This window comes from Amycolatopsis sp. NBC_01286 (assembly GCF_035982555.1).
Classification (GTDB): domain Bacteria; phylum Actinomycetota; class Actinomycetes; order Mycobacteriales; family Pseudonocardiaceae; genus Amycolatopsis.
The window spans coordinates 8,882,446-8,907,265 of the sequence record NZ_CP108428.1; the positions used below are offsets into that span (position 1 = coordinate 8,882,446).

The 24,820-nt window shown below is 70.4% G+C and carries 26 protein-coding genes and 1 pseudogene; 13 read left to right on the plus strand and 14 right to left on the minus strand.

Annotation, left to right across the window (positions count from 1 at the left end):
* Positions 1–555 precede the first annotated feature (555 nt).
* Positions 556–780, plus strand: coding sequence for a trypco2 family protein (locus OG570_RS40605; protein WP_326948616.1), 225 nt, complete (start codon positions 556–558; stop codon positions 778–780).
* 288 nt (positions 781–1,068) lie between these two features.
* Here OG570_RS40605 and OG570_RS40610 read toward each other — a convergent pair whose 3' ends face one another.
* Positions 1,069–1,167 (minus strand): CoA transferase, encoded by a 99-nt coding sequence (locus tag OG570_RS40610; protein ID WP_326954087.1) that lies wholly within the window; start codon positions 1,165–1,167, stop codon positions 1,069–1,071.
* Between the two features lie 241 nt (positions 1,168–1,408).
* Positions 1,409–1,729: a hypothetical protein gene (locus OG570_RS40615; RefSeq protein ID WP_326948614.1), complete on the minus strand. Its 321-nt coding sequence runs from the start codon at positions 1,727–1,729 to the stop codon at positions 1,409–1,411.
* A 263-nt stretch (positions 1,730–1,992) separates the two neighbouring features.
* Here OG570_RS40615 and OG570_RS40620 point away from each other — a divergent pair, with 263 nt between their 5' ends.
* Entirely contained in the window at positions 1,993–2,280 is a 288-nt protein-coding gene (locus OG570_RS40620; RefSeq protein WP_326954088.1) for a three-helix bundle dimerization domain-containing protein, read from the plus strand.
* A gap of 48 nt (positions 2,281–2,328) precedes the next feature.
* Here the strand turns inward: OG570_RS40620 and OG570_RS40625 are convergent, their stop codons facing one another.
* The gene (locus OG570_RS40625; protein WP_326954089.1) at positions 2,329–2,790 is read right to left on the minus strand and encodes an SRPBCC family protein; all 462 of its coding nucleotides are present in this window, start codon (positions 2,788–2,790) and stop codon (positions 2,329–2,331) included.
* Positions 2,791–2,859: 69 nt separating this feature from the next.
* Between OG570_RS40625 and OG570_RS40630 the strand changes: the two genes are divergently transcribed.
* Together OG570_RS40630 and OG570_RS40635 are read left to right on the plus strand one after the other, a co-directional pair.
* Positions 2,860–3,321, plus strand: coding sequence for a MarR family winged helix-turn-helix transcriptional regulator (locus OG570_RS40630; RefSeq protein ID WP_326954090.1), 462 nt, complete (start codon positions 2,860–2,862; stop codon positions 3,319–3,321).
* Positions 3,322–3,539: 218 nt separating this feature from the next.
* Entirely contained in the window at positions 3,540–4,202 is a 663-nt protein-coding gene (locus OG570_RS40635) for a hypothetical protein (RefSeq protein WP_326954091.1), read from the plus strand.
* Between the two features lie 448 nt (positions 4,203–4,650).
* On the opposite strand, the gene OG570_RS40640 is transcribed toward OG570_RS40635, so the two are convergent.
* The 4 genes from OG570_RS40640 to OG570_RS40655 form a co-directional block, all read right to left on the minus strand.
* A complete protein-coding gene (locus tag OG570_RS40640) occupies positions 4,651–5,232 on the minus strand; it encodes a carboxymuconolactone decarboxylase family protein (protein ID WP_326954092.1) in 582 nt (193 codons plus the stop codon).
* A complete protein-coding gene (locus OG570_RS40645) occupies positions 5,219–5,557 on the minus strand; it encodes a hypothetical protein (RefSeq protein ID WP_326954093.1) in 339 nt (112 codons plus the stop codon). Before OG570_RS40645 ends, OG570_RS40640 begins: the two co-directional genes overlap by 14 nt.
* Positions 5,558–5,608: 51 nt before the next feature.
* The gene (locus OG570_RS40650; RefSeq protein WP_326954094.1) at positions 5,609–6,013 is read right to left on the minus strand and encodes an ATPase; all 405 of its coding nucleotides are present in this window, start codon (positions 6,011–6,013) and stop codon (positions 5,609–5,611) included.
* 231 nt (positions 6,014–6,244) lie between these two features.
* Positions 6,245–10,057, minus strand: a complete 3,813-nt coding sequence (locus OG570_RS40655) for a Pls/PosA family non-ribosomal peptide synthetase (RefSeq protein WP_326954095.1) — start codon at positions 10,055–10,057, stop codon at positions 6,245–6,247.
* Positions 10,058–10,655: 598 nt separating this feature from the next.
* Here OG570_RS40655 and OG570_RS40660 point away from each other — a divergent pair.
* The 4 genes from OG570_RS40660 (at position 10,656) to OG570_RS40675 (ending at position 14,208) form a co-directional block, all read left to right on the plus strand.
* On the plus strand, positions 10,656–11,054 hold the full coding sequence (locus OG570_RS40660) for a DUF1003 domain-containing protein (protein ID WP_326954096.1): 399 nt from the start codon (positions 10,656–10,658) through the stop codon (positions 11,052–11,054).
* Positions 11,055–12,005: 951 nt separating this feature from the next.
* Positions 12,006–13,268, plus strand: coding sequence for a sodium:proton exchanger (locus OG570_RS40665; protein ID WP_326954097.1), 1,263 nt, complete (start codon positions 12,006–12,008; stop codon positions 13,266–13,268).
* 133 nt (positions 13,269–13,401) lie between these two features.
* Positions 13,402–13,602, plus strand: coding sequence for a hypothetical protein (locus OG570_RS40670; RefSeq protein WP_326954098.1), 201 nt, complete (start codon positions 13,402–13,404; stop codon positions 13,600–13,602).
* 186 nt (positions 13,603–13,788) lie between these two features.
* Positions 13,789–14,208 carry an STAS domain-containing protein gene (locus OG570_RS40675; protein WP_326954099.1) on the plus strand — a complete coding sequence of 140 codons (420 nt, stop codon included), beginning with the start codon at positions 13,789–13,791 and terminating at the stop codon, positions 14,206–14,208.
* Between the two features lie 261 nt (positions 14,209–14,469).
* On the opposite strand, the gene OG570_RS40680 is transcribed toward OG570_RS40675, so the two are convergent.
* From OG570_RS40680 to OG570_RS40695, 4 genes are read right to left on the minus strand one after another with little or no spacing between them, the layout of a single operon-like run.
* On the minus strand, positions 14,470–15,672 hold the full coding sequence (locus OG570_RS40680) for a cytochrome P450 (protein WP_326954100.1): 1,203 nt from the start codon (positions 15,670–15,672) through the stop codon (positions 14,470–14,472).
* Complete coding sequence (locus OG570_RS40685) at positions 15,669–16,883, minus strand: NAD(P)/FAD-dependent oxidoreductase (RefSeq protein WP_326954101.1); 1,215 nt, start codon at positions 16,881–16,883, stop codon at positions 15,669–15,671. The genes OG570_RS40680 and OG570_RS40685 overlap by 4 nt, the downstream gene beginning before the upstream one ends.
* Entirely contained in the window at positions 16,880–17,074 is a 195-nt protein-coding gene (locus tag OG570_RS40690; protein WP_326954102.1) for a ferredoxin, read from the minus strand. Before OG570_RS40690 ends, OG570_RS40685 begins: the two co-directional genes overlap by 4 nt.
* The gene (locus OG570_RS40695; RefSeq protein ID WP_326954103.1) at positions 17,071–17,709 is read right to left on the minus strand and encodes a VC0807 family protein; all 639 of its coding nucleotides are present in this window, start codon (positions 17,707–17,709) and stop codon (positions 17,071–17,073) included. Before OG570_RS40695 ends, OG570_RS40690 begins: the two co-directional genes overlap by 4 nt.
* A gap of 222 nt (positions 17,710–17,931) precedes the next feature.
* Between OG570_RS40695 and OG570_RS40700 the strand changes: the two genes are divergently transcribed.
* Genes OG570_RS40700 through OG570_RS40715 form a run of 4 tightly spaced genes read left to right on the plus strand, consistent with a single transcriptional unit; the run spans position 17,932 to position 21,521 of the window.
* Positions 17,932–19,008, plus strand: coding sequence for a sensor histidine kinase (locus OG570_RS40700; protein ID WP_326954104.1), 1,077 nt, complete (start codon positions 17,932–17,934; stop codon positions 19,006–19,008).
* On the plus strand, positions 19,005–19,658 hold the full coding sequence (locus tag OG570_RS40705) for a response regulator transcription factor (protein WP_326954105.1): 654 nt from the start codon (positions 19,005–19,007) through the stop codon (positions 19,656–19,658). Before OG570_RS40700 ends, OG570_RS40705 begins: the two co-directional genes overlap by 4 nt.
* A gap of 10 nt (positions 19,659–19,668) precedes the next feature.
* On the plus strand, positions 19,669–20,859 hold the full coding sequence (locus OG570_RS40710) for a sensor histidine kinase (protein ID WP_326954106.1): 1,191 nt from the start codon (positions 19,669–19,671) through the stop codon (positions 20,857–20,859).
* Positions 20,856–21,521, plus strand: coding sequence for a response regulator transcription factor (locus OG570_RS40715; RefSeq protein ID WP_326954107.1), 666 nt, complete (start codon positions 20,856–20,858; stop codon positions 21,519–21,521). The genes OG570_RS40710 and OG570_RS40715 overlap by 4 nt, the downstream gene beginning before the upstream one ends.
* Here the strand turns inward: OG570_RS40715 and OG570_RS40720 are convergent.
* Together OG570_RS40720 and OG570_RS40725 are read right to left on the minus strand one after the other, a co-directional pair.
* A complete protein-coding gene (locus tag OG570_RS40720) occupies positions 21,518–22,336 on the minus strand; it encodes a CPBP family intramembrane glutamic endopeptidase (protein ID WP_326954108.1) in 819 nt (272 codons plus the stop codon). The genes OG570_RS40715 and OG570_RS40720 overlap by 4 nt on opposite strands.
* A 322-nt stretch (positions 22,337–22,658) precedes the next feature.
* Positions 22,659–23,141, minus strand: a complete 483-nt coding sequence (locus OG570_RS40725) for a dihydropteroate synthase (RefSeq protein ID WP_326954109.1) — start codon at positions 23,139–23,141, stop codon at positions 22,659–22,661.
* Between the two features lie 109 nt (positions 23,142–23,250).
* On the opposite strand from OG570_RS40725, the pseudogene OG570_RS40730 reads away from it, so the two are divergent.
* Positions 23,251–23,912, plus strand: a pseudogene (locus OG570_RS40730) (transposase); the annotation flags it as partial.
* Positions 23,913–24,257: 345 nt separating this feature from the next.
* Here OG570_RS40730 and OG570_RS40735 read toward each other — a convergent pair.
* Positions 24,258–24,722 (minus strand): DUF1707 SHOCT-like domain-containing protein, encoded by a 465-nt coding sequence (locus OG570_RS40735; RefSeq protein ID WP_326954110.1) that lies wholly within the window; start codon positions 24,720–24,722, stop codon positions 24,258–24,260.
* Between the last annotated feature and the right edge of the window lie 98 nt (positions 24,723–24,820).

A 24,820-nucleotide genomic window follows, 5' to 3' on the forward strand; every position in this document is an offset into this window, starting at 1 on the left:
TGTCGCCGTGCTCGTCGTCACCCCAAGCGCACCCCCGGTTGATGTCGCTACCCGTCGTCGCGGCGTTACCGCATTCGCGGCGGCAGCGATGCCGCAAGCGCGGCGTATCACGCCACCCGAGATGTCCATGTGCATCCGCTCGCCACGGTTTGCCGCAATCGGTAGCCACCCGGCTGAGTTGAATTCCCGCAACTACCTGGTCCTATCTACGACAGCCCCGCGTTGGCCACCGGAAACAACAACGTGCATATGTGGTGACCATCGATCGCTCCCCGTCGCCGAAGCTAAACGGACGGACCAGAATGGCCACATGTCAGTGACTTACCGTCAAGTGTTGCGGGTAGGCGAATTCCGCGCGCTCTTCCTGAGCATGATCGTCTCGGTCGCCGGCAGATATATTCTGCCGTGCGATATTCGCCGAAGACCCACCGGTCAACACCGGCGATGACTGGTGCCCTCGGCTATTCGGCACGCAGGCCGCCCCTGTCTGACCGTGCCCTTGCTTCTCCCGCCGGGGCGTGTTGCAAGTCGTGCCCGACCTGCGACTGTGGAGGCATGGAAATCGAGTTGGTCGAGATGCGCCGGGACGCCAAAGTGAAGGCCGGGTTCAAAGCGTGGCTGATCTCCGCCGACGCCGAAGGCGGGCTAGCACAGGGTCGCACGCACAAGGTCAAGCTGACCCTCACCCCGAAGAAGCCAGGCGGCGGGGATCTGCTGGTCGCAGGTGATCAAGCTCGTCCGGCGGGGCCGGGTGACGTATCCGGGCACGTCGAACGCTGAGAGGACCGTGCTGTGTGGGAGCGGGTCCGCGGTCACCGGCCCGGGCGGCCCCGGCTCGGGCTACGAAGTGGCACCGCGACTGGTGCCGACCTCGGCGGAGCCTCCCCCGACACATCAGGACGATGATCCGAGGCGCATCGAGAACAGGTAGCGGAGGACGCGCGGTCGCCTCTCCCCCGGTCGTTGTCCCGTATCGGCTAGCTCAACCGGACGGAAGGTGATCGCCGCCGCGGGCTGCGTCGGCCAGCGCGAGGTACGGGAGGGAACCCTCTGGGCACGCGCAGTGCATCAGGCCGTGGCCTCGAGCATCGAGACCTCGATCGTCACGCCCTCGCCGGTCCGCCAGCTCCGCAGCAACGCCGCAAGGATCGCCTGCGCGCGGTACATGCCGGACAAGATGTCGGCCGTCAGGATGCCGATCTTCGCCGGGACTTCGGGGGCTGCCGGCGATGGCGATGAGCTCGGCTTCGGACCAGAAGGCCTGCGACCCCGTCTGCCGGCCGGCCGCCTCCAAGCACGAAAGTGCTCGCACCGCAGGGGACGAGCACACGTCGATTTCGACCGGGCCGACCTCACCATCGACCACGAACCCACCGTCGCGTCCTCGACCTCTGCTACGGGTGCAGAGCTAGGGCTGCGAACCCGTGCCGTCAGCGCACACACGGTCGATCCAGTCCACCGCGGCCGCGCACATGTCGACCTCGCGCCCGCGAGCGTGACCGACCACGTCTCCGTCACACCAGACGATCAAGGCGACGTCTTCGTCCGGCGCGGGCGTCAGCCCCACCACCCAGCTGCGGCCCTGACGCTCGAGATGACGCTCCACGGTGGTCCAGCGCCGCCCAGGGGTCGTCGTGACGTGCCACTGCGGGTCGGCAGCGAGATCCGCGACGCGCAACGGCGCCGCCGAGACGAGAAACCGGCTCACCGCGATCGGGTTACGATCCACACCGCCCAACCTCGCACACCCTGCCGAACTGTCCCCCGCAGGGCAAAGACCGTTGCGCAAGCGACAGCTACGGTCAGTCATTGGTCGGCTGAGTGCCGGGCAGGGCGTCACCGCGCTCCGCTCGGCGATACCCCGACACGACCAGCGCCGCGTGCTCGGTTCGCCCGGCGTGGGCGCTCAGTGACGTGCACTGTTCATGTCTGGACCCGGTCGAGCCCAGGAAGGAGTGGGAAGCTTGGGTTCTCCTAGCGAAGGCAGTGACGATGCGCATCCACGAACCCGGGCTGACGATGGAGCACGCCGCATCACTCGACGAAGCCGACGGCCGGCTGAGCCAGGCCGTGGAAATCGGAGAGATCACCGCACGGCTTCGAAAGCGCTACCCACCCAGCGAAATCTCGCCCGCCGACCTCGCCGAGCGGGTCCGCGTCTACCACCACCGATTCGACACCGCCAGGATCCGCAGCTACGTGCCGATCCTGGTGGAGCACCTCGCCCGCCGCTCCATCGACACCCCGTCGTTCCAGTCGGCGCTCCACGAGCGCGGCTGACGGAGCCGCGCGTCGAGAAGCACGTCAGCGTGAAGGGAAAGCCGCGTTTCAGTGGCTCCGGATCGCACCGGCGGGCGTGGCCGACTCGAGCAACCGCGCGAGAGCGCGCAGGTTCGTTTTCATGCCCTGCTTGAAGAAACGTTCGGCGATACCGCCGAGGCGACCGGCCGGACCGGTCAGCCCTTCCGCGCTGATCCGCCCTTCGAGCGTCAGGCGAGTACCGGTGGCCGTCGGCGCGAACCGGTAGCGGTACCGGAACGGGGTGGGGCCGGCCACGGACACGAAGGTGATCTCTTCGTCCGGCACCCAGGTGACGACTTCGACGTCGTTGTGCGCCGGGCCGGCGGGCAGCGACCGCACCATGCGGAACCGGGCTCCCGGAGCGACCGGGTCGGCGGGCTCGACCCGGACCACTGCTTCGTACCAGCGCGGCATGGTCGTGACGTCGGCGACGAACGCGAACACCCGCGCCGGCGGCCGGTCGATGTCCTGCGTGATCTCGAAGCTCATCAGAGGTCCTTCCCTCGGTCCACCCGGTCGATAGGTGATACGACATCTGATGACGTGTAATCTATTCCCGTGCGCATCGCCGAAGAGTTACGGTTCCTGATCCTGGCCGCGCAGCGGGAAGGTAACCGCGTGCTCGCCCAGGCCCTCAAGCCGCTCGGGGTCACGCCGTCGCAGGCCGAGGTGCTGCGGCTCCTGCAGGACCGCCAGCCGCTGACCCTCAACGGCCTGGGCGCCCTGCTGGTCTGCGAAAGCGGCAGCAGTCCCAGTCGGCTGGTCGACCGCCTGACCACCACCGGCCTGATCGACCGCCTCCCCGCCGACCACGACCGCCGCCAAGTCCGGCTCACGCTCACCCCCGAAGGCGCGCGCATCGCCACACGTATCGCCGAGATCGAGGACGAGCTCTACGACCGGCTCGACACCGCCGGCGCCGGGAGCGACACCGGCGAGGTCATCTGCTTCCTGCACCGGTTCGTCGACGGCCTGCCGGCCGGCCGCGCCCTCGCGCACCGCAAGGAGACCGGCGCCTGATCATGCCTCATCGCACAGCGGCCAACCGACATCCATGCCTCGACGTCGTCGTAAACGAGCATTGCTGCTGCCGCCCTCAACTTGAAAGTCAGTACCTTGTTGAGATCGACCTTCAGGTCGGCTGTCGAAGCCTGGCCTCGATCGTGGTGTAATCCACTTGCGACGCAGTCCTGACCAGGACGCTGCGCATACGTCCTGGGGAGGAAGCAAGCAGCGCGATGCCGGTCGTCTGCCCCACCCGGGCGATGGAACGCTGGACCGTCCGGACCGAGGGAACCGAGGCCGTCTTCAGCTGCGCCCCGCTCGTCGAAGACCACACTGCCGCCCGCGCGCTGCCTCGGGTGTGGGCAGGACGAGGCCTGGGAGTGTCCGACGTGGACCTGTCCGGGCTGATCGCGGCGCTGGGCGAGGTCATGAAGACGCCGGCCTACTGGTGGTCCCGCCCGCCGGGCAGCCACCACCCCGAAGCCACGATGACATGGTCACAACCGCGACGAGACCACGATGACGGCTTCGTCTACCTGACCGGACCCTGCGGCTATGACACCGTCGAAGCCGGTTGCCGGCCTGTCGTCAGCTTCTCGATCGAGCTGGCTTCCGTCCGTGACCTGCGGATCCACACCTGGACGATCACCAGGACCGGCCCCAAAGGACACTGGCAGACCGCCGAACGCACGATCATCGCCGAGGGCCGCCACTGGACCGTCGGCCTGACCCCGATGACCGGCGACACCGTCGCGCTGATGCTGTGGTCGGGCAACGACGTCGCCGCCCACCTGCGAGGTCCGGAACCGGACGTGGTGCGCACCGCCTACTGGTGGGCCACGAATCTGCTGAACGGCAGGCCCTGGACGGCACCACAGCCTGGCCACGCCCGCTGAATCGCTCAATCGCAATTGTCATTCTCAGCCCCCGGCGATGGGTGACCAGATGGCCCCCGCGAACTCCTTTCAGGTCAACAGGTTCGGCCGACTCAGCGCCGGCTCCGCCGGTCGGGCGCGCTCCCGCGTCCGCGACCCGCTCGGCAGTCGCGCGGGCCGATGCGTCGAGCAGTACCGAGAACCGGGGATCGATGCGGATCTCGTGGTGCCAGGCGACCTGCGTGAAGACCTGGAACGGCCCGGTCCACGGCACCTCGACCAGCCAGCCGTCGGCCAGCTTGCCCGCGACGCTGAGCCGGGGCAGCAGCGCGATGCCCAGCCTCGCGGTCAGCGCGCAGATGTCACCCGGTATCGGCGCGGCAAGAACCTTGGCTGCGGCACCCGACGTCCGGCAACTCGCCGGGTCGCCGGGCGCCGCACTCACGTTGATACGAGAACCGGCCGTGTGTCAGGCGTAGCCCCGTTTGAGCATCATGCCGGCGGCCTTGTCGAACTCGGCGTCGGTCGGGATGGCGAAGCCCAGCGCGTTGGCATACCGGGTGACGATGTTGAACACGGCCGCGACCGCGGCCGCATCGTCGAGTTGTCGCCGGGTGGCGCCCGCGGCCAGCGCCGCTCGGATCTGCTCGCCCTGCAGTTCGTCAGGGTGCACGGTCATGGTTTCCAGAACGGCGAGCGTGGCGCGCAGAGGCTCCGAGATGGGTGCGGTCTGGTAATCGGCGAGGGCCGCGTCCGCCACCGCCTTGTCCATCCCGTGCACGGCGATGGCCCGGTGCGCCCCAATGCAAAAGGGACACGAGTTCCACTTGGCGACCATCGCGGCCATCAGCTCTCGCTCCGCCACGGACCATTCGCTCGGTCCGCGCATCGCGTCCTGCGTCCACGCGCCGAGGGCCGTGCCGACGAAACCCTTGTGGTAGAAGGCAACCCGGGCCGCGTCCGGGAGACGCGCACCCAGCGCCAAAGAAATGACCCGGATCAGCATCTTGCTGCGGAGACCGTCACCGCGTTCGACTTCAGGCAGGCGCATCGGTCGCCTCCGCGATGACACGGGCCGCGGTGTCCCAGCGAGCGAGACCCGCCCCGACGCAGGCGGACATGACGACCTCGAACGATGCCTTGTCGCTGCCCGCCACCTGCCGGACGGCAGCGACCTCGGCATCGGTCACCCGGTAGGAGGCGTCACCGATCTGCCGGGCCAGCTCGTCGTACGGTTCGGCAACCGGCGGCCCACCCGCCGCCCGGGTCGCCACCGCGGTTCGCAGCGCAGCCTCGGTGACTCCGGTGTTGCCGCCCACTGCGGTGCGCAATGCTTCCGCTCGATCGCGGTGTGAGACTGGGGTGCCTGTGCTCATGTGGCCTCTCCGCTGTCGCCAGGATCAGGTCCGGTGTGGACGGTATCCGCTTCAGGCCCCTGGGGCATCCCGTTGCGTCGCGGCGCGGAACCGGTCGAGGTACAGCGGCCAGCCCGCGCCGGACCCGAGGCCGGTGAAGCTCTCCCAGCCTTCGCCGTGCCGGTCGAGGTGCCGATGCTCGAGTGCGACCCTGGTGCGGTCGGCGCCTTCGGCGGTGAACCGGATCTCCACCTCGCTGGTGCGGTCCGGATCGGACTCCAGCTGCCAGCGCGGACTGATGTCCCAGCTGAGGACCGGCCGGCCCGAGGGCTCGTAGGCGAGGACTCGCGACCACGTGCACCGGCTGTCGTCGGAGCCCACGTCGTACACGGTGCCGCCGGCCTTGGGCTCCAGCACCGTCCGCTCGACGACGATGTCGACCTGAACCGAGGTCGCGGCTGGTGACGTGCTGCTCATTCGCGCGACCAGCGGGAAGCAGGTTGCGACGGCTCGCCACGTTCACGCCATCGCTGTACGGCAGTGATCAGCGCGAAGGGAACCGACGCCCTGGACGAAGTGATGGCCACACATTCCTCATTGCTTGCTTTCCGGATACCCGTGCTACGTACAGACCACCCCATCACAGAACCGGTGACGGTCCAAGTACTGCACTCCGCGGCGTCTGCTTGCGTGCCGGCTCAAGCTCGATCACAGGCAACGTCGGATAGCCGGAGCCGGGTTTCGCTGGGGTGCGATCGGGTTGCCGTGGAAGCGACCCGGCGGCACCTGCTCGCCCCGCATCACCAGGGAGTTCGCGGCGATCGCGCAGCCCGCGTCCAGGTTCGTGTCGAACAGCGTGATCGCGTGCGGGCCCAGCGTGGCCCCCGGGCCGAGCGTCACCGGGCCCAGCTGCAGCACCCTATCCTGGAACAGGTGGGTCTGGAGCACGCAGCCGCGGTCGACGACGGCGCCGTCCCCGAGCGTCACCAGGTCCGGCTCGGGCAGCCACGTCGTCTCGCACACCACACCACGGCCGATCTTCGCACCGTAAGCCCGCAGCAGTGCCGTGTGCACCGGCGTGCCGACGATCCCCGCGCCGAGCCACCGCATCGCGAGCTCCTCGTGATACACCGCCACCAGCTCGTTGCGCCACACGAACCCGCTCCACAGCGGATGCCGTCCCGGCGTGACGCGGCCCAGCAGCAGCCACTTCGCCCCGACCGCCAACCCCGCCGCGACCGGCCCGGCCGCCAGCAGCACCGGCCCGGACGCAGCGACCGCCCACGCCACACCGTCGCGCGCGCAAACCCAGGCCAGCACCGCGAAAACGGCGTAACCGAAGCACGCGCTGAGCGCCACCGGGACCAGCCGCGTCAGCTCCACGGCCCCGCGCGCGAGGACGAGCCGGCGAGACGGGGCACTGGTACGCGCGCGGTCGGCGGTCTCCGGCCGACGGGGAATGCGCAGCGCCGGGCGCCCGACCCACGATGTGCCTTCCCCGGCCCGCTCGGGTGCCTGGGACAGGACGCCGATCAGGGCCCCGGACGGGACGGCGTGCCCGGGCGCGACTTCGGCCGAATTGCCGACGAACGCCCGGTCCCCCACCGTCGCGACCCCGCACAGCAGCCGTCCCCCGCGCAGCCGGTAGGGCGCGACGAGGCTGTCGTCGGCGAGGAACCCGCCGGAGCCGACCGACATCAGCCGGGGCACACCGGCCACAGTGGACGCTTCGGTGCCGCGGCCGATCCTTGCTCCGAGCAGCCGGAGCCAGCCGGGCGTGACCAGGCTCGCGTACACCGGGAACAGGCTGCCTCGGGCCGCGGACGCCAGGTTCTCGGTCAGCCAGGCCGCCCACGCGGCCCGGCTGTGCACCGGGTGCGCGCCGGGGCGCACCCATCGGCCCGCGAGCCGGGCCATCGCGGCCGTCAGCACCGCGACGAGCACGAGCGTCACCGGGCCGGCGACCGGGACCAGCCACAGTGCGCCCGCGCCGGTGGTGTCGAGCCAAGCGAACACGACCGCAGCCGGCAGCACCGCGGCGAGGAGCACCAGCCCGGTGAGCAGCGGCGTCACGGTGTAGGCCGCGGCCCACCACTTCGAACGCGGCGCGGGCACCGGGAGCGACGACGCGGCCGGGACGTCGGCCGCCACGCAGGCGCCGGGCTCGACCACGGCGCCCGCGCCGACGGCGACGTCCGCCAGCAGCGTGGCCCGCGCGCCGACCGTGGCCCCGGGGCCGACTTCGACCCGGCCGATCCGGACCACCGCGCCGTCGACGTGCCAGCCGGCGAGGTCGGCACCCGGCTCCACCGCGCACCCGGCCCCGAACACGCCCAGACCGGTGACCGGTGGCGCGGCGTGCAGGTCGACGCCGGCACCTACCCGGTTGCCCAGCAGCCGCGCGTACCCGAGGTTCCACGCGGTGCCTGGCAAGCCGCCCACCCCGGCGAGGGCGGCCACCCGCTCGGCGGCCCACAGCCGCAGGTGCGTCCACCCGCCCTTGCGGTACTCACCCGGGCGCAGGCCGGCCGTGAGCAACCGCGCGCCGGCCACGGCGAGCCCGACCCGGCCCGGGGTCGACACCAGCAGTACGAACCCGGCCGCCAGCAGCAGCCAGCGCGTCACCGGCACGGCCGGGCCGCCGAAGAGCACGTCGAACACGGCAGTGGACAACAGCACGGCCAGCACCCACCGGGCGCCGGTGACCCAGCTGCTCAGGCCGTACACGGCGGTGCGGGCGACCGCGGCGTGCCGGGACATCGGCCGCGCCGGCACCGCTGGAGTCCCGACGGCCGCACTGTCCACTCGAGACAGTGTGGCGGTCAGGGAGGCGAGGGTGGGGTGGCGGTAGACGTCGCCGATGGCGGCGTGCGGGAACCGGGTGCGCAGCGCGGAGACGAGCCGGGCGGCCGCGAGGCTGGTGCCGCCGAGGGCGAAGAAGTCCGAGCCGGCTCCCGGCAGGACGCCGAGCAGCTCCCGCCACCGCCCGGCGATCCAGGCGCGGTCCTCGTCGGTGTCTTCGGCGGCGCCGGCCGCGGTGGGCAGCGGCCAGGGCAGGGCCCGCCGGTCGACTTTCCCCGCCGGGGTCAGGGGCAGCTCCGGCAGTACGGCCAGCACGGGGACCAGCCCGTGCGGCAGGAGCCGGGCCAGCCGCGTCCGCGCGTCGCCGGTGTCGAACGTCCGATCCGGACAGCTGAGCCGCAGGTAGCCGGCGAGCACGGTGCCGTGGTGCACGGTGGCCGCCGCGGCGGCCACGCCGGGCAGGGTGAGCAGGGCGGTTTCGACCTCGCCGAGTTCGATGCGGCGGCCGCCGATCTTGACCTGGCCGTCTGCGCGTCCCGCGAACACCAGCCCGCCCGGCTCCGCGCGGACCAGGTCGCCGCTGCGGTAGGCGCGGTCCCAGCCCAGCGTGGGCACCGGCGCGTACGCCGTCGCGTCCTTGACGGGGTCGAGGTAGCGGGCCAGGCCGACACCGGCGATCACCAGCTCGCCGGTCTCCCCTGGCGGGACGGGTTCGCCGGCCGGCCCGACCACGGCGACGTCCCAGCCGGCCAGCGGGACGCCGATGCGGACCGGCTCGCCCGTGCGCAACCGTGTCGCGGTGGTGACCACGGTTGCCTCGGTCGGGCCGTAGGTGTTCCACACTTCGCGCGCGCCGTCGTCGAACCGTTCGACCAGCTCCGCCGGGCACGCTTCGCCGCCGAAGACCAGCAGCCGGACCGCCGCCAGCGCGGCCGGCTCCCACAGCGCGGCCAGGCTCGGCACCGTGGACACGACGGTGACGCCACGCCCGGCCAGCCACGGGCCGAGGTCGGGACCGGACCGGACGACCGCCCGCGGCGCCGGGACCAGGCAGGCGCCGTGCCGCCAGGCCAGCCACATCTCCTCGCACGAGGCGTCGAATCCGACCGACAGCCCGGCCAGCACCCGGTCGCCCGGTCCGAGCGGACGCCCGCGCAGGAAGATCCCGGCTTCGGCGTCGACGAACGCGGCCGCGGCGCGGTGCGTGACCGCGACACCTTTCGGCGTCCCGGTGGATCCGGAGGTGAAGATGATCCAGGCGTCCTCGCCCGGCCCGGGCGACGCGGCGGTTCCCTTTGCGGGTGCGCAGGTGTGCACGGCGAGGCCGGTGACGACGACCGCGCAGACCCTGGCCTCGGCGAACACCTGCGCGGCCCGCTCGGGCGGTTCGTCGACGTCGACGGGGACATAGGCCGCGCCGGCGGCGAGGATCCCGAGCACGGCGACGTAGAGGTCGTTCGTCCCCGACGGCACCGACAGCCCGACCCGATCACCCGGGCCGACGCCACGGGCCCGCAGCGTCCGCGCGAGTTCGTCGACCCGGTCGGCGAGGGTGCGGTAGCTCAGGTTGTCAGTGCCGTCGTCGAGTGCGGGCGCGTCGGGGAACGTCGCCACGGTCGCGGCGAAGACGTCGAGCAGGGTGCGCGGTGGCGCGGCCGGGCCCCCGGACCACCGTGAAGCTTGCACGGGCCGGACGTCGGCAATGACCGAAGGCGTCATGAACTGCTCCTGGAATAAGCGAAGAATGGCCGCACGAACTCGGCGACGCTGCCCACAATGGCAGGGACGCACCCGGTTTGCAGGTGACGATCACCACGATCTCAGCGTCTTCTCAGCGCGCAACCGGGCGAACCGGGAAACGTGGGAGCAATACGCATTTACCCATTCTTGAAAGTTCGACTCACATTTCACAAGAAACGCGCAGCGTTCACCTTTTCTGGTGAATCAGCGGAATCGACGCAACCACAGTGCGAGCACGCCTGGGGCGCGGTGCGCGCGAAGGCCGAACCATCGTGGTGACGAGCAGGAACGAGCCGTCGTACGAGATCAGGCAACGTGACGCCGGTGACCGGCCAGCGACGAGCCGGATCCACGGTTCGGGGTTGCGTGCGCGGGTCGCGACCACTGCGTGCCCGCGATGATCAGTGTCGCCACCCGCTGCCTCGAACCCGACTAGCGGGACTTTTCGGCGTCATCATGTCGCCGCCTCGGCGCGGCACGTGCACGTCAGGCCCGATCTTGACGCGGATGGGTCACACTCGCCACGCAAGCCCGCGATCAGCCGACATCGACCGAGTCCGCAACTCAAGGAGCGCCCGTGGCCACCGTTCGTCGTGACGCCAAGCCCGAACACCCTGTCGTGGTCCACATGCGGGAGCATCGCGCCGCCAACGCGCAACTGCGGGTCGCCGACGCGATCACCAAGTTCGCCGGCTCGATGTCGTTCGTCTACTTGCACGTCCTCGCCTTCGCGATCTGGATGACGCTCGTCGAGAAGAGCCCGTGGCCGACCCTGACGCTGGTCGTGTCCCTCGAAGCGATCTTCCTCTCGACTTTCGTCATGATCGGGCAGAACCGGGCAGCGGCCTTCCAGCAGGCCAAAGCCGACCATGACTTCGTCGAACAGGAAACCGAACTCAAGACCAATACCCAGATCACCCGCGAGATCCACGCGCTGACCACGGAACTGGCCCGCCGGGCCGCCGAGACACCGTGACCCTCGTCGTGTTCAGCTTCCGATGCAGCAACATCGCAGGATCCGTGCGTTCGCCACGGATGCCCGAGAACAGATGACATCCGAGCTCGGGCCGGAATTCGAGCTGCTGCGCAGACCGCCGCGGTGGCGGCCGAAGGCGTCCTGAGTGAGGTCAGTTCTCAGTGTCGCGGTGTGATGCCAGTCCAGGAAGCTCGACGGCTCCGCTGCCTGCCCGGCCTGTTGGCCGCCCAGGTGATCGGGTCCTTTCAACTTGGCAGCAAGACCCCTAGGCGATGTCAGAGTTACGCATGACGGCTGGTCACCGAGGCCTCGCCGGGGGTACCGGATTCGTCAGCACCGGACATGTCGGCGCGAATCGGTAGTCGGTACATAGCCAGATCGCGCGACGATCGAGCTCGCCGGCGACCGTGGCCAGCTTGTCCTCCACGAGCCAGACGCCGTACCCGCCCAGCTGCAGCCGAAGGGCGACCGCCCCTGCATCGTCGGCTGCCCGAATTCGGCCAAACCACCGCTTGTGTGACCTGTCGCACAGACCTGTCCTGCCGACGTCGGCGCGAGTCGCCCTTTCGACTGCGGTGACGTGATCCGCGTCCGCCGAGTGGGCACCGTCTTGCCGGTGGCGGACGGCTGGATTGCGGCTGGCGCTTGATCATGGATTCGGCATGACGAAACAGCAGGCGACGCCGCCGCGTAACCGGACATTCGTGACGCGGTGATCTTGATCAACGGTTGCGGCAACACGAACCAGCAGGTCAAGGTGATGGTGTTCCGAAGGGGAGTAGCCCGCAAGCCCGCTGATCGACATGCTGAGAACCCCGGTGTTCTCCGGCAGCGGGACCCATCGGTGGTGGGTGGGCGAGACCTTCGGCCAGCTGATCGTGTGCCTGGCCGAGACCCCTGGACGTCGCGGCCGTGGCAGGCCGCCTCCGTCCGGGAAGGAACCCCTGCACCGTGTTGACCAAGCTGCTACGCCCGATCGGGCTCTGCGTAGCCCTGACCGTGCCCGCCCTCGCCCTGCGCTTCTCCGGCGCGGCCCCGAGCCCGGTCATCGGGCTGCTGTTGTTCGGGATGGCTGTGGTCGCCTCGTCGTTCGTGCTCGCCTGGGCCGCCGAAGCCGCCCAGGTCGACATCTCCGGCGGGCTGGCGATCGCGATCCTCGCCGTCATCGCCGTGCTGCCCGAGTACGCCGTCGACCTCTACTTCGCTTACACCGCCGGGTCGGACCCCGAGTACGTCGCCTACGCCGCGGCCAACATGACCGGCTCGAACCGCCTGCTGCTCGGTCTCGGCTGGTCGCTGGTCGTGCTCATCGGTCTCGCGATCGCGAAGCGGCGCACCGGCAAGACGGTCCGCGAGCTGACGCTGGACTCGCCCTACCGGGTCGAGCTCGGGTTCCTGGCGATCGCCTCGGTCGTCGCGTTCGTGATCCCCGCGACGGGGCAGATCTCGCTGCTGCTGGGGTTCGCGCTGCTCGGGTTCTTCGGGTTCTACCTCTGGAAAGTCTCCCGCGCCGACGTCTCCGAACCGCACCTGGTCGGGCCGGCCGCGACCATCGGCGCCCTGCCGAAACGTGCCCGGCGCGCCCTGGTCATCGGGCTGTTCGTCTTCGCCGCCGCGGTGATCCTCGCCTGTGCCGAACCGTTCGCGCACAACCTGATCGCCGCCGGCACCGAGCTAGGGATCGACCGGTTCCTGCTCGTGCAGTGGCTGGCCCCGCTGGCTTCGGAGGCGCCGGAGTTCATCGTGGCGATCCTGTTCGCGATCCGCGGCAAGGCGGGCGACGCGATCGGGACGCTGATCTCCAGCAAGGTCAACCAGTGGACGCTGCTGGTCGGCAGCCTCCCGCTGGCCTACCTGCTCGGCGGCGGGGGTGCCGCGCTGCACTTGGACGCCCGGCAGGTCGAGGAGTTCCTGCTGACGGCGACGCAGACGCTGCTCGGGGTGGCCGCGCTGCTCGCGTTGCGGTTCCCGCGTTGGGCGGCGTGGACGCTGCTGGGCTTGTTTGCCGTCCAGTTCGCGTTGCCCGGCCAGACCGTGCGCTACGTCCTGTGTGGCGTCTACGCGGTGATCGCGCTGGTCGCGCTGGTCCGCAACCGCCGCCACATCCTGCCGACGCTGGCCGCGCCGTTCCGCCGCGTTCCCAGCGACGCCGACGCCATCGGTGATGACCGGGACCCGAGCGTCCCGGACGTCACCGCCACGGCACGCCACTGAAGGCCCGCGGATGGCGACGAGGCCGCCACCGCGGCCGTCATCGACGTGGCGCTGGGCCCGCCGCAGGCACCGATCCCCGGGCGCACGCCGCGGCCGGACTGATCAGGAGCTGAGCCGAGCTTTCCTGCAGGAGTTGCGCGACGCGCTGCCGGCCGCGTTGCTCCGGGCTTTGCCGGGGGTGCCGGTGACGTTGCTGTTCGTCGTGTTCAGCCAGGCCAAGGCCGGCCAGGCCGGTCCGTTGCTGATGCACGTCTTCGGTCTCACCGAGCACGAAGCGGCCATCGTCATCGCTCACGCACGCCTGGCCACAGGCGACGACCAGTCACCAGGATGAACTTCTCCCGTCGGCTCGACATTGTCGCCGGTTCAGGGGTGGCGAGGGGCGGAACTGTCGGTACTGGTGCGTAAAGTCGCGGCGAGAGGTTCACCAGCCAGCTTCTCGGCCTCGCACCCGAGAAACCGGCAGTTGGTGTCTCCGGGTGCTCCCGAAACACCGGTCGTATCTGGAGTGAACCTCACCATGAACGTCTCACGGTCGGCTGCGCGACGACCTGCCTACGCGATCGACGTCACCGATCGCGGTGACGTGGTCATCGTGACCGGGACCGGCGAACTCGACCTCGCAGCGGACCCGCTGCTGACGATGAGCCTGCAGCAGGCTCTGTCTCTCGGCAGATCGGTGGTCGTCGACCTGACCACGGCGGCGTGCTGCGGGTCGTGTGTCCTGACGCAGCTCGCTGCCGCCGGACGGCGGCTGCGGGGAACCGGCCGGACGCTGATCGTGGTGACGACGGTGTACGCCGTGTTGCGGCCGCTGGCGCTGCTGCACCTCGAACTGCTGCTCACGCTCGTCGCCGACCTCGATGCGGCGTTCGCCCGCCTCGGCGTGCCCCTTAGCCCAGTGGTTGGCGTGGCCGACGCTACATCCGAACCGGCCTGACGTTCATACCCCCGCGGTGGGTCGGTCTTCCGATCGGTGCGAGCGAGTTCGCGGGCAGGCCGTGGGTGAGCACATTCCAGTCGGTGCGGTGCTGGTCGAACAGGACGGTGGAGGTGCCTGCCTTGATGTCGTGCTGCCGGACGAGGTCGTTGGCGGCGAGCGGGCATCGGCGGCACTGTCCGCACGCGGCCCTGATCGGCGGCGACGGACTGGCAGGTCAGGGACGATGAATGGGCTGGTCGTGTCCGATGTCTCACGGCGTCAGCCGACCGCCACGCGCAGTTCCGCCGGGCCGCGCAGGATCGTGTTCGGCCGGTACCGCGGCGGATCCGCCACCAGGCGCGGTGCGACCAGCCGCGTCGCGATCGCGGTGAGCACGGCCTCGCCCTCCATGCGGGCCAGCGCGGCACCCAGGCAGTAGTGGACGCCGCCGCCGAACGCGAGGTGCCGGTTGTCCGGGCGTTCCGGCCAGAATCGCTGCGCGTCCGGGAACCGCCGCGGATCGCGGTTGCCGGCCGCGAGCAGCAGGAGCACGCGGTCGCCCCGGGGCACGTCCGTGTCGCCGATGCGCACGTCGGCTGTGGTGAGGCGGCCGGTCAGCTGCACCGGTGGGTCGTAGCGCAGCACCTCCTCGACGACGGCGGGCGCGAGGCCGGGGTCGGCGCGCAGGCGAGCGAGGACATCCGGGTTGCGCAACAGCGCGAGCGTGCCGTTGGCGATCAGGTTCACCGTGGTCTCGTGGCCCGCGATGAGCAGCAGGCCGAGAGTGGTCGCCAGTTCCACCATGGTCATGCGCTCGGCCGGGTCGCCGTCGGTGAGCAGGCCGGAAATCAGGTCGTCGCCGGGTTCGGTGAGGCGCCGCACGATCATCGGCGTGAGGTAGGCGCGCCAGTCCTCGCGGGTCTTCGCGACGTCGGCGAGCTCTTCTTCCGTGAACGACTCCTGCGGGTCGAGCGCGCGGGTCAGGCGCGCGGCGAAGTCGTGGAACACCGGCTCCTCCGACCGCGGGACCCCCAGCAGTTCGCAGATCACCCCGACCGGCAGCGGGTAGGCGAGCGCGGACACCACGTCGAGCTCGTCGGCGCCGTCGAGACCGTCGACCAGCTCCGTGACCATGGCCTCGATCTTCGGTCGCATGCCGAGGATCCGCGGCACGAACTGGCGCACCACCTGCCCGCGCAGGGTGTCGTGGTGCGGTGGGTCCTGCTGCAGGAACGGGCCGCGGAACGGTGTGCCGTCCGAGCCCAGCGGCGCGTCCGGCTCGAACGTCATGGGTTCCTGCGCGGACAGCCGTGGGTCACGCAGCAGCCGGCTGATTTCGGCGTGACCGCTGACGGCCCAGACGTGCTCGTCGATCCGCTGCACGGGCTCGCGCGCCAGTTCGGCGAACACCGGGTACGGGTCGGGCCGCTGCGCGATGTCGAGCAAGCGGCCGTAGGGAACCGCCGCGGGATAACGGGTCATGACTGTCCTCCTGGGACGGTGACGAGCTCGGGTGCGTCCGTGGCGCCGGTGGCGGGCGGGAACGGGGCGCGTTCGGTGATCAGGGCCGCGTAGCCGTCGAGCACCCGCGGCGAGTCGACCGCTACGGCACCGACCGTGATCCCGCCGCGGCCGTACACGGCGACGAACGAGCGGCGCTCGAAGGAGCCTTGGGCGAGTACGACGTCGGCGGCGAGGTGCGGCAGGCCGATGGCCTTGATGTTGAGACCGAACTGGTCGGACCAGAACGCGGGCAGGGCGGTGACCTCCCGCCGGGGGCCGCCGGCCAGGTTGTGCGCGGCGACATCCGCCTGGTCGAGCGCGTTGCCCCAGTGCTCGAAGCGTTGCGGCGGGGCCGCGAACCGCGGGTGCCGCCACCGCGCGACGTCGCCCGCTGCGTAGACCCCCGGGATGACGTCGCCGTCGACGTCGAGCACGCGGCACGCGGCGTCACAGTCCACTCCGGAGGGACCCGCGGAGACCCCGCTGCCGAGCAGCCACGCGGTGTTCGGCACCGAACCGGTCGCCACGACCACCACGTCCACGGGCAGGCGGGTGCCGTCCGAGAGCGTCGCGAGGCCGCCGTCGAGGCCGGTCAACGTCGTCAGAGTCCGCAAGTCGACACCGTGGGCCCGGTGCCGGGCTCCGAGGACCGCGCCGACGGTGTCGCCGCACGCGCTCCCCATCGGCGTGGTACCGCGGTGCACGACGGTCACCGGCAGCCCGAGGTCGACGCAGCTCGACGCCACCTCCGACCCGGTGAACCCCGCGCCGACCACGAGCACCCGGTCCGGCCCGGCGGCGAGGGCCCGGCGCAGGCGGTCGGCGTCGTCTCGCGTGCGGACCACGTGCGTGCCCGGCGGGCCGGGGCGGGCCTGGGCACCGGTGGCGACGACCAGGCCGTCGAAACCGATCCGGTCATCGCCGATCCGCACCTCGCGGGTGGTCAGGTCGAGCCCGGTCACGGGGCGGCCGAGCCGCCAGTCGGCGTCCAGGCCGCGGGCGACCGGTAGCTGGAGGTGGTCCGTGCCCAGCCGGCCGGCGAGCACCGCCTTCGACAACGGCGGCCGGTCGTAGGGCTCGTGCGGTTCGGCGCCGATGATGAGCAGCTCCCCGGTGAACCCGTTGGCGCGCAGCGACTCCGCCGCTCGCAGTCCGGCGAGCGACGCGCCGGCCACGACGATCCGCTTCACCGGTCCTCCCCGATGGTGACCGCGCCAACGGGACACGCGAGCGCGGCGCGGCGCACCTCGCGGGCGGCCGCCGCGTCCGGCACGTGGTCGTACTCCAGCGACTCCTCGCCCCGGAACCGGAACACCCCAGGGGCGGCGAACACGCACTGGCCGTAGCTCTGGCAGCGGTTGAGGTCGACGAGCACCTTCACGGCCGGACCGCCACCGACGAGGACTTCCGGCGTGCCGTCATGAGCAGCGTCCACGGCACCAGCCCGACGTACACCGCGACCATCAGGACCTGCGACAAGTCGGCGGCCAGGTCCACCGGCAGCAGGAAGATCGCGGCGACGCGCACCAGCGAGTCCACCAGCAGCCCGATGCCCCAGACCAGGGAAATCCGGTACCAGTGCGCTTGCCCGCCGGGCGCGTTCGCCGCGGCCCGGAACTGCTCGATCCGCCCGGAGCACCGGGCCATCCGCTCCGCCGCGTAGTAGGCGAACGGCTTGCGGAGAAGGCAGCTGCCCGCCATGACCAGCCCGGCGAGCAGTGACGTCGCGGCGTCCTTGGCGAGCAGCAGCCGCGCGTCGCCGCTGACGAACGCCAGTGCGAGGCCCACGCCGAACAACAGGAGCAGGAACAACGCGAACGGCTCGAGCCTTCGCTGGCGAACCACGACCCACAACACCCGTACGCCGGCGACGACGGTGCCGATCAGGAGCGCCTGGTAGCTGCTCGCGCCGGCCACATCGGCGACGAAGTACGCGGCCACGGGCAAGCCCACGTCCAGGGCCAGGGTGCCGATCAGGGTGCGCGCGGCCGACGTTTCGGGGACGGTCTTCTGCACTGTGCTTCTCCTCGCTCGACCCGGTTCCCGGGTGGTGGTCGCAAAGCTACGGAGCGAGCCGGGCCGCGTCGTGGACCTGAGGTTCGAATGCGGGTGGAGACGCTTCTCCACCCGGACTGCACCCGCGCTCCCACGACCCGGGGCCGTGTTCTTCGTAAGATCTCCCCGACGGGATCGGAAGTGGAGGCACAGGTGCGCGCGGAGAACGGAAGACTCGGGCTTGTGCGCGCCGTTGACGAGCCAGGCCCGGCCACGCGCCTGGGCACGTTCGGCGACCAGCTGGTGCGGCCGTTCCTGCTGCTGTTCGCGATCGGGGGAACCGTCGTGTGGTGGCGGGCGGTCCTGTGGCCCGGCGTCGCGCTGCCGGTGTTCGTCGTGGCCGGTGCGTCGGCGATCGTGGCCTTGTTCCCGTTGCGGCGGCTCCCCCTCGGGTGGCTCGTCACCCTCCTGTCGGTGGCGATGCTCTCGGGCTCGGTGCTGGTGCCGCTGACCGAGCAGACGACGAGCGGGCCCTTCTTCGCTTACCTCGCCGCCGGCGCGGCGGGCAGCAGGCTGGCTTCCCGCAAGGCCGCGGCCGGGATCGCCGTGACCGGTGCCGTGCTCGCGGCGGTGCTGACCGCCGTGATCGCGGCGCTGGACCCGGACGCCGGTCCGTGGCCGTGGTGGCTCGCCCTCACCGTCGCGCTGCCGGTGTACATCGGCATCGCGCAACGAGAACGCAATGCGGCACTCGCCCTCGTCGAGCGCGGCCGCATCGCCCGCGAGATCCACGACGTGCTCGGGCACTCGCTGTCCGGGATCGCGCTGCAGCTGGACATGTCCGACGCGCTGCGGGAAAGCGGACGCGCCGAACAGGCCGACGCGGCCGTGCGCAAAGCTCGCGCGCTCGCCGTCGACAGCATGGCCGAGACGCGGCGCGCGGTGCACGCCCTGCGGCAGGGCGCGTTGCCGCTCGGGGAATCCCTGCGGGCGCTGGCCGCGGACGTGACGATTTCGGGCTCGGCTCGGCACATCGGCGCGGAAGTGGCACACACCGTGCTGCGAACCGCGCAGGAAGCCGTGACGAACGCGGCGAAGCACGCACCGGGCGCGGCGGTGTCCGTGCGGCTGGCGTGCCGCGCGGACGTCGTGCGACTGACCGTCCACAACGGACCTGCCGCCGAGCAGCGCGGCGACCTCGCCACCGGCACCGGCCTGGGGCTGGTGGGCATGCGCGAACGCGCCGCGCTGCACGGCGGAACCCTCGAAGCCGGGCCGGACGGCGCCGGCTGGACCGTGGAACTGGAGCTGCCCCGATGAATGCCGCACCGATCACCCTCGTCGTGGCCGACGACCAGACCACCGTGCGGGAAGCACTCGTGGTGATGCTCGACCTGGCGCCCGACGTGAGCGTGGTCGCGGGCGTGGCCGACGGCGAGGCGGCGGTGCGAGCGGTCGAGCGGCACCGGCCGGACGTCGCGCTGATGGACCTCAAGATGCCCGTTCTCGGCGGGGTCGAGGCCACCGAACGCATCCACGCGGCCGGGACCGGCACCGCCGTGCTCGTGCTGACCACGTTCGACGACGACGAGTCCATCCTGGCCGCGCTGCAGGCCGGCGCCAGCGGTTACCTGACCAAGGACGCCGACCGCGCGACGATCCTCAACGCCGTGCGCACCGCGGCGCAGGGCCAGACGGTGCTGGCTCCCGAGGTCCAGCGCCGCCTGCTGGCCCTGGCGACGCGCTCGCCGCGGCGCCCGCGTGACGATTTCGGCCTCACCGCACGGGAACGCGAGATCCTCGGCCTGATCGGGGAAGGCCTGCGAAACCCGCAGATCGCCGCCAAGCTGGTGATCTCCGAGGCGACGGTCAAGACGCACATCAACAACCTGTTCGCGAAAGCCGGGTTTCGCGACCGCGCCGACGCCGTGCGCTACGCGCTGAGCCCGGGTCGGAAGCCGGTTCTCTAGACTGCCCGTCATGCTGCGGACCTGGCTCGGCGACAGGTTGCGGAGGCTGAGGGACGGATGGCGTGTCTACAACGCCGAGGCGTGGGACCCGTGGCTGGCCGTGCTGCTGACAGTGCTGGCCTTCACGCCGGTGCTGGGAAGTATGAGCGCTCAGTTCGGCGACCTGCCCAGACGGCCCGCCGACGCGTTCGCGATCGTCCTCGTGCTCGCGCAGACGGTCCCGCTCGCGGTGCGCGCCAGGCAGCCCGCGCTCTGCCTGGCGATCGTCGGAACGTCGTTCGCGGTTCACGAGACGCTCGCTTACCCGCCCGAATTCGGCACTGTGACAACGTACTTCGCGCTCTACGCGGTAGGGGCGCACCAGGAACGGTTCAGACACGGCATCGGCGTCGCGGCATCAGTGGTCTTCCTCGGTTTGTCGACCGCCATGCACGTGCTCGGCTCGCCCAATTCGCCGGCCGACGTCCTGATCTTCTACCTCATCTTCGTGGCGTGCTGGTTGCTCGGCGCTTTCGTGCGTCGCAGGCGCGTCGAGGAAGCCGAACGGCGCCGGCTGGCGGTGGCCTCCGCGGCCACCGCCGAACGAGCGCGCATCGCGCGAGAGCTCCACGACGTGGTCACCCACCACGTCACCGCGATAGTCGTCCAGGCCGATGCCACGCAGTTCGTCGCCGGCTCGCAGGACCGCGTCCGCACCGCACTGACCACGATCGGCGGGAGCGGGCGACGGGCCCTGACCGAGCTTCGGCACCTGCTCGACGTGCTGGAAGCGACCGGAGAGCCGGACTCCCTGTGTGCTCCAGCCGACGGGACGGTGACGAACCTCGTCAAGCAGACCCGAGCCGGTGGGCAACCGGTTTCCTTCGTCACGGAGGGAACCGAGCCCATCCTCCCGGACGACGTCCGGCTCACCGCGTTCCGAGTGGTGCAGGAAGGCCTGACCAACGTGCTCAAGTACGCCGCCGGCCGCCCGGCCGAGGTGCGGATCGGCTTCTCTCCGAACCACGTCGAGATCGAGGTGGCCAACACCGCCGCGACGGTGCCACGGCGAGCGAACGCCCGGCGGGAACCGGCGGGTGGCCGTGGCCTGGCCGGGCTGCGCGACCGAGTCGGCGCGCTCGGCGGCGAGGTGACCGCGGGCCGGCGACCGGACGGCGGATTCCGCTTGCACGCATCGATACCCGTGGACGGTGAAACATGACCATCAGCGTTTTGATCTGCGAAGACCAGGAAATCGTCCGCACCGGCTACGCCATGGTGTTCGACGCGCAGGCGGACATGAGTGTCGTCGGTGAGGCCGCCGACGGGCCCGCCGCGGTCGAAGCGGCCGAGCGCCTGAAACCCGACGTCGTGGTCATGGACATCCAGCTGCCGCTGCTCAACGGCATCGAGGTCACCCGGCGCATCGCGGGGCCCGAGGCGACGTCACCACCGAAGGTGCTCGTGGTGACCACGTTCAACGTCGACGAGTACGTCTACGACGCGCTGCAGGCCGGGGCCAGTGGTTTCCTGCTCAAGGACTCCTCGCTCACCGAGCTCGTCAACGGCGTGCGCACCGTCGCACGGGGCGAGTCCCTGCTCTCCCCCACGGTGACCCGGACGCTGATCGGCCGCTTCGCCGACCGGATCCGGCCCGCCAAGGCGACCCCCGGCGCTGACCCGCTCGGTCTGCTGGCCCCTCGGGAACGCGAGGTCCTGCGCCTGATCGCCTGCGGTATGTCCAACACCGAAATCGCCGCGGAGCTGGCGATCGGCGTCGAGACCGTACGCACCTACGTGTCTCGCATCCTGGCGAAGCTCAACGTGCGCGACCGCGTCCAGGCCGTGGTACTCGCCTACCGCGCGGGGTTCGTCACGCTCTAGATCACCGAGCGCGACGTCGATCCGGGCCGCAGGATCCGGCCTTTGCTTACCGCGAACCACAGCAGGAGCCCGGCTGCCACCAGACAGGACAGGATCGCGGCCGCGCCGGCTTCGGGGCCGAACGAGCCGCCGGTGAGCCAGGTCGGGCCGGACAGCGTCGTGTGGACGACGCTGCCGAACTCGTTCGTCTTGCCGGAAACGGCCGTACCGAATCCCGCCTCGACGAGATTCCACGCGAAGTGGATGCCGATCGGCATCCACAGCGCGCGAGTGGCGACGTACGCGGCCCCCAGCAGGATTCCGCCCTGCAGGACGATCGCGAGCGCACCCCAGAGCATCGCGCTCCAATCGGTATCCGAACCACCCGCCAGGTGCACGACGCCGAAGAACACCGCGGACACCGCCAAGGAAACCCAGGTGCCGAAGCGCGCCTCGACGACGCGGAACACGATGCCCCGGAACACGACCTCTTCGGTGACCGCGGTGCAGACCATGATCCCGGTGGTCGCCAGCAGTTTCCCGGGGTTCCCGGTGGCCAGCTGCCCACCGCCGGAAACGAAGACGACCAGCATCGTGGACAGGAACGCACCGGCTCCGACGACCACGCCCCACAGGAGCCGGGACCAGGCGCGATCGCGCGGGAGCTCGCCGACCGACTGCCGCCGCTCGAGGAACCGGCTCAACCGCCGGTAGCAGAACAACGTCGCCACGCCGGCGGCCACGCCGACCACGAGATCCAGCGGACCGAAGTCGCTCAGCGCCACGGTCGCTTTCTGCGCGAGCGCCATCACCACGAGCATCGCGACCAGTAGCAACGGAAAACGCCACCTGTGTGCCCACGCCGGCGCCTGACGGCCTCTTGTCGGTTCGGTTGAAGGGAAAGTCATGAAACGGCTCCCAGCTCAGATCGGTGCACCCACCACCGGGGACACGCGAGGGTTATCAAGCTGGGGAGAAAGTAGACGAAGAGCCGTACCTGCGAGTCACCCTGGCATGGACGGTGGCGAGTAACCCTCACGGGGGACATCCGAGCGCTGTGACGTCGTTCGCCCGGCGAGCACCGGGAAAGGCGGCGCGGCAACCCGGTGCCGGAGAGCGCTCGAATCGGAGTACTTCGCCGGCACCACCCTGTCCGCCTCACTGGCCGCTGTCGTGGCACCCTGTCCTCGACAACAGGTCTACATCCTCGCCTGCCCGGCACGCTGCCACCAGGCCGGTCGGCCCCAGACGGCCTCGAGCATCGCAATCACGTCCCGCGTTTCCGCACGTCGTGTACCCGGATGACGTCGACGCCGGCCGACCACGCCGGGGCGACCAAGGCCAGCGAACCGGCCAGTCGGTTTCGACGTCGCGGCCCGTAACCGCGCCGAGGAACGACTTGCCGCTGACGCCCAGCAGCACCGGCGCTCCCGGGCCACACAGCTCCGGCAGGCGCCGTAGCAGGCGCAGGTTGTCCTCGACGCCCTTGCCGAAGCCGGTACCCGGGTCGATCCACACCTCGGTCGAACCGCCGGACCGCGCTGACGCGGCGACGTCCAGCAGGTGAGCGCTCACCTCGGCAACAACGTCGCCGTACTCCGGCTGCACGCCCGCCCGCACCGGGACCGTCGTCGAGTGCATGCCCACGTAGCCGACACCGAGGCGCGCAGCGACCTGGTGCAGCGAGCACCTCCGGGTACATGGTCAGCACCGAACCGATGGCGACGCGTTGCTGCTGCCCGCCCGAGAGATGATCTCGGGTGTGGTGGATCGTTTGTCGTTGCGGTTGGTGCCGGATGAGCCGCGACCGCAGGGTGGTGGGACGGCTCCGGTGGACGCTCGTGCGGTGTTCACGGCGGTTGTGTACGTGCTGAGCAGCGGGTGTGCGTGGCGGGATCTGCCGCCGTCGTTCGGTGCGCCGTTCCAGACCGCGCACCGCCGCTTCGGCCAGTGGACCGAAGCCGGGCTGTGGCGACAGTTGCATCACGTGCTGCTGGACGAGCTCGGCAGCCAAGGCCTACTCGACTGGAGCCGCGCGATCCTGTCCGGCCGCTCCGGCCTGTCGCTTTCGGTCGCCATGTCCGCCGCGAACACGAACGACTCCTACGCGCTCAAACCGCTGGTGATGGCGATTCCGGCGATCCGGTCCCGCCGTGGGCCGCGACGGCGTAAGCCGGCCAAGCTGCACGCTGACAAGGCCTACGACCAGACCGACCTCGGCGCTGGGTCCGCGACCGTGGCATCAAGGTCCGGATCGCCCGTAAAGGCATCGAATCCAAGGATAAGCTCGGCAAGCACCGCTGGGTGATCGAACGAACCATGGCCTGGTTCACCGAATACCGGCGCCTGACCGTGCGCTACGAACGCAAAGCCGGCAAATTCCTCGCCTTCCTGATCCTCGGAGCCAGCCTCACTTGCTACGTGGTGGGCGGCGGTCAAGTCCCTGATGTGACGATAGAAGCAGACACCCTCCCACGCGTCGCCACTGTCGCAGGTTCGTGCCACATCATCTTGAACTTTCGACCTTCAACGGGGCCAATCGCGCCCCGGCCGCGGACCATCTCATCGACTTGACCAGCAGAACGGCACTGAGCGTTATACCCCGCGATCACCTTGCATCATCCGATGCCGTCAAGAGCCGCCCCAGCTCGCCGATATCGGCCCCACCGGAGTCTGGCGGGGGTCGGCGATCGGCCAGCAACAACACTGGTAACGCATCTGCGTCAATACTTCAAGACATTGGCGCGTCGGTAGCGTTTAACCACCACCGTGCTCGCCGGCGTCGATCCCGTAGGGTTCGAACCCGTCCGAGCCGAACCCGTGCACAGCCGCGACGACGATCGCCACCGTGAACAACAGTCCGATGAGGACAGTGACGATCAGCAGCAACCGCCGTCGGCCAGGTGTGGATTCCGGGGCTCGGCCGAGCAGCACCACGAGGTCCGCGGCGAGGTTACGACGGGCACCCGCGACGATCGGACGCCAGCCGTGCGCCACATCCGGTGAAGTGACGGGCAGATCCGCGGTCACGTCGGCGAGTTCGTGACGGAAGCGGATTTCCTCGATCCGCGCCAGGCGTTCCTCGACTTCGTCCATCGTCAAGCGACCTTCGCCCGCCGCCGCGTAGAGCGCGGCCCGGACCTGCTCACGTTCCGCATCCGAGCAGCGGATCCCGTCCGTGGTGTCCGTAGGCAGCGTCGAACCGACCGGATTCTCGCTCATCGTTTCCTCCTTTGTGGCGGAACAACCCTTGTTGTGAGATTAACCGCGGAAAACCGTGCCCGGCCCGGTCGAGCGTTAATGTTCGATGAGAGTTGGGC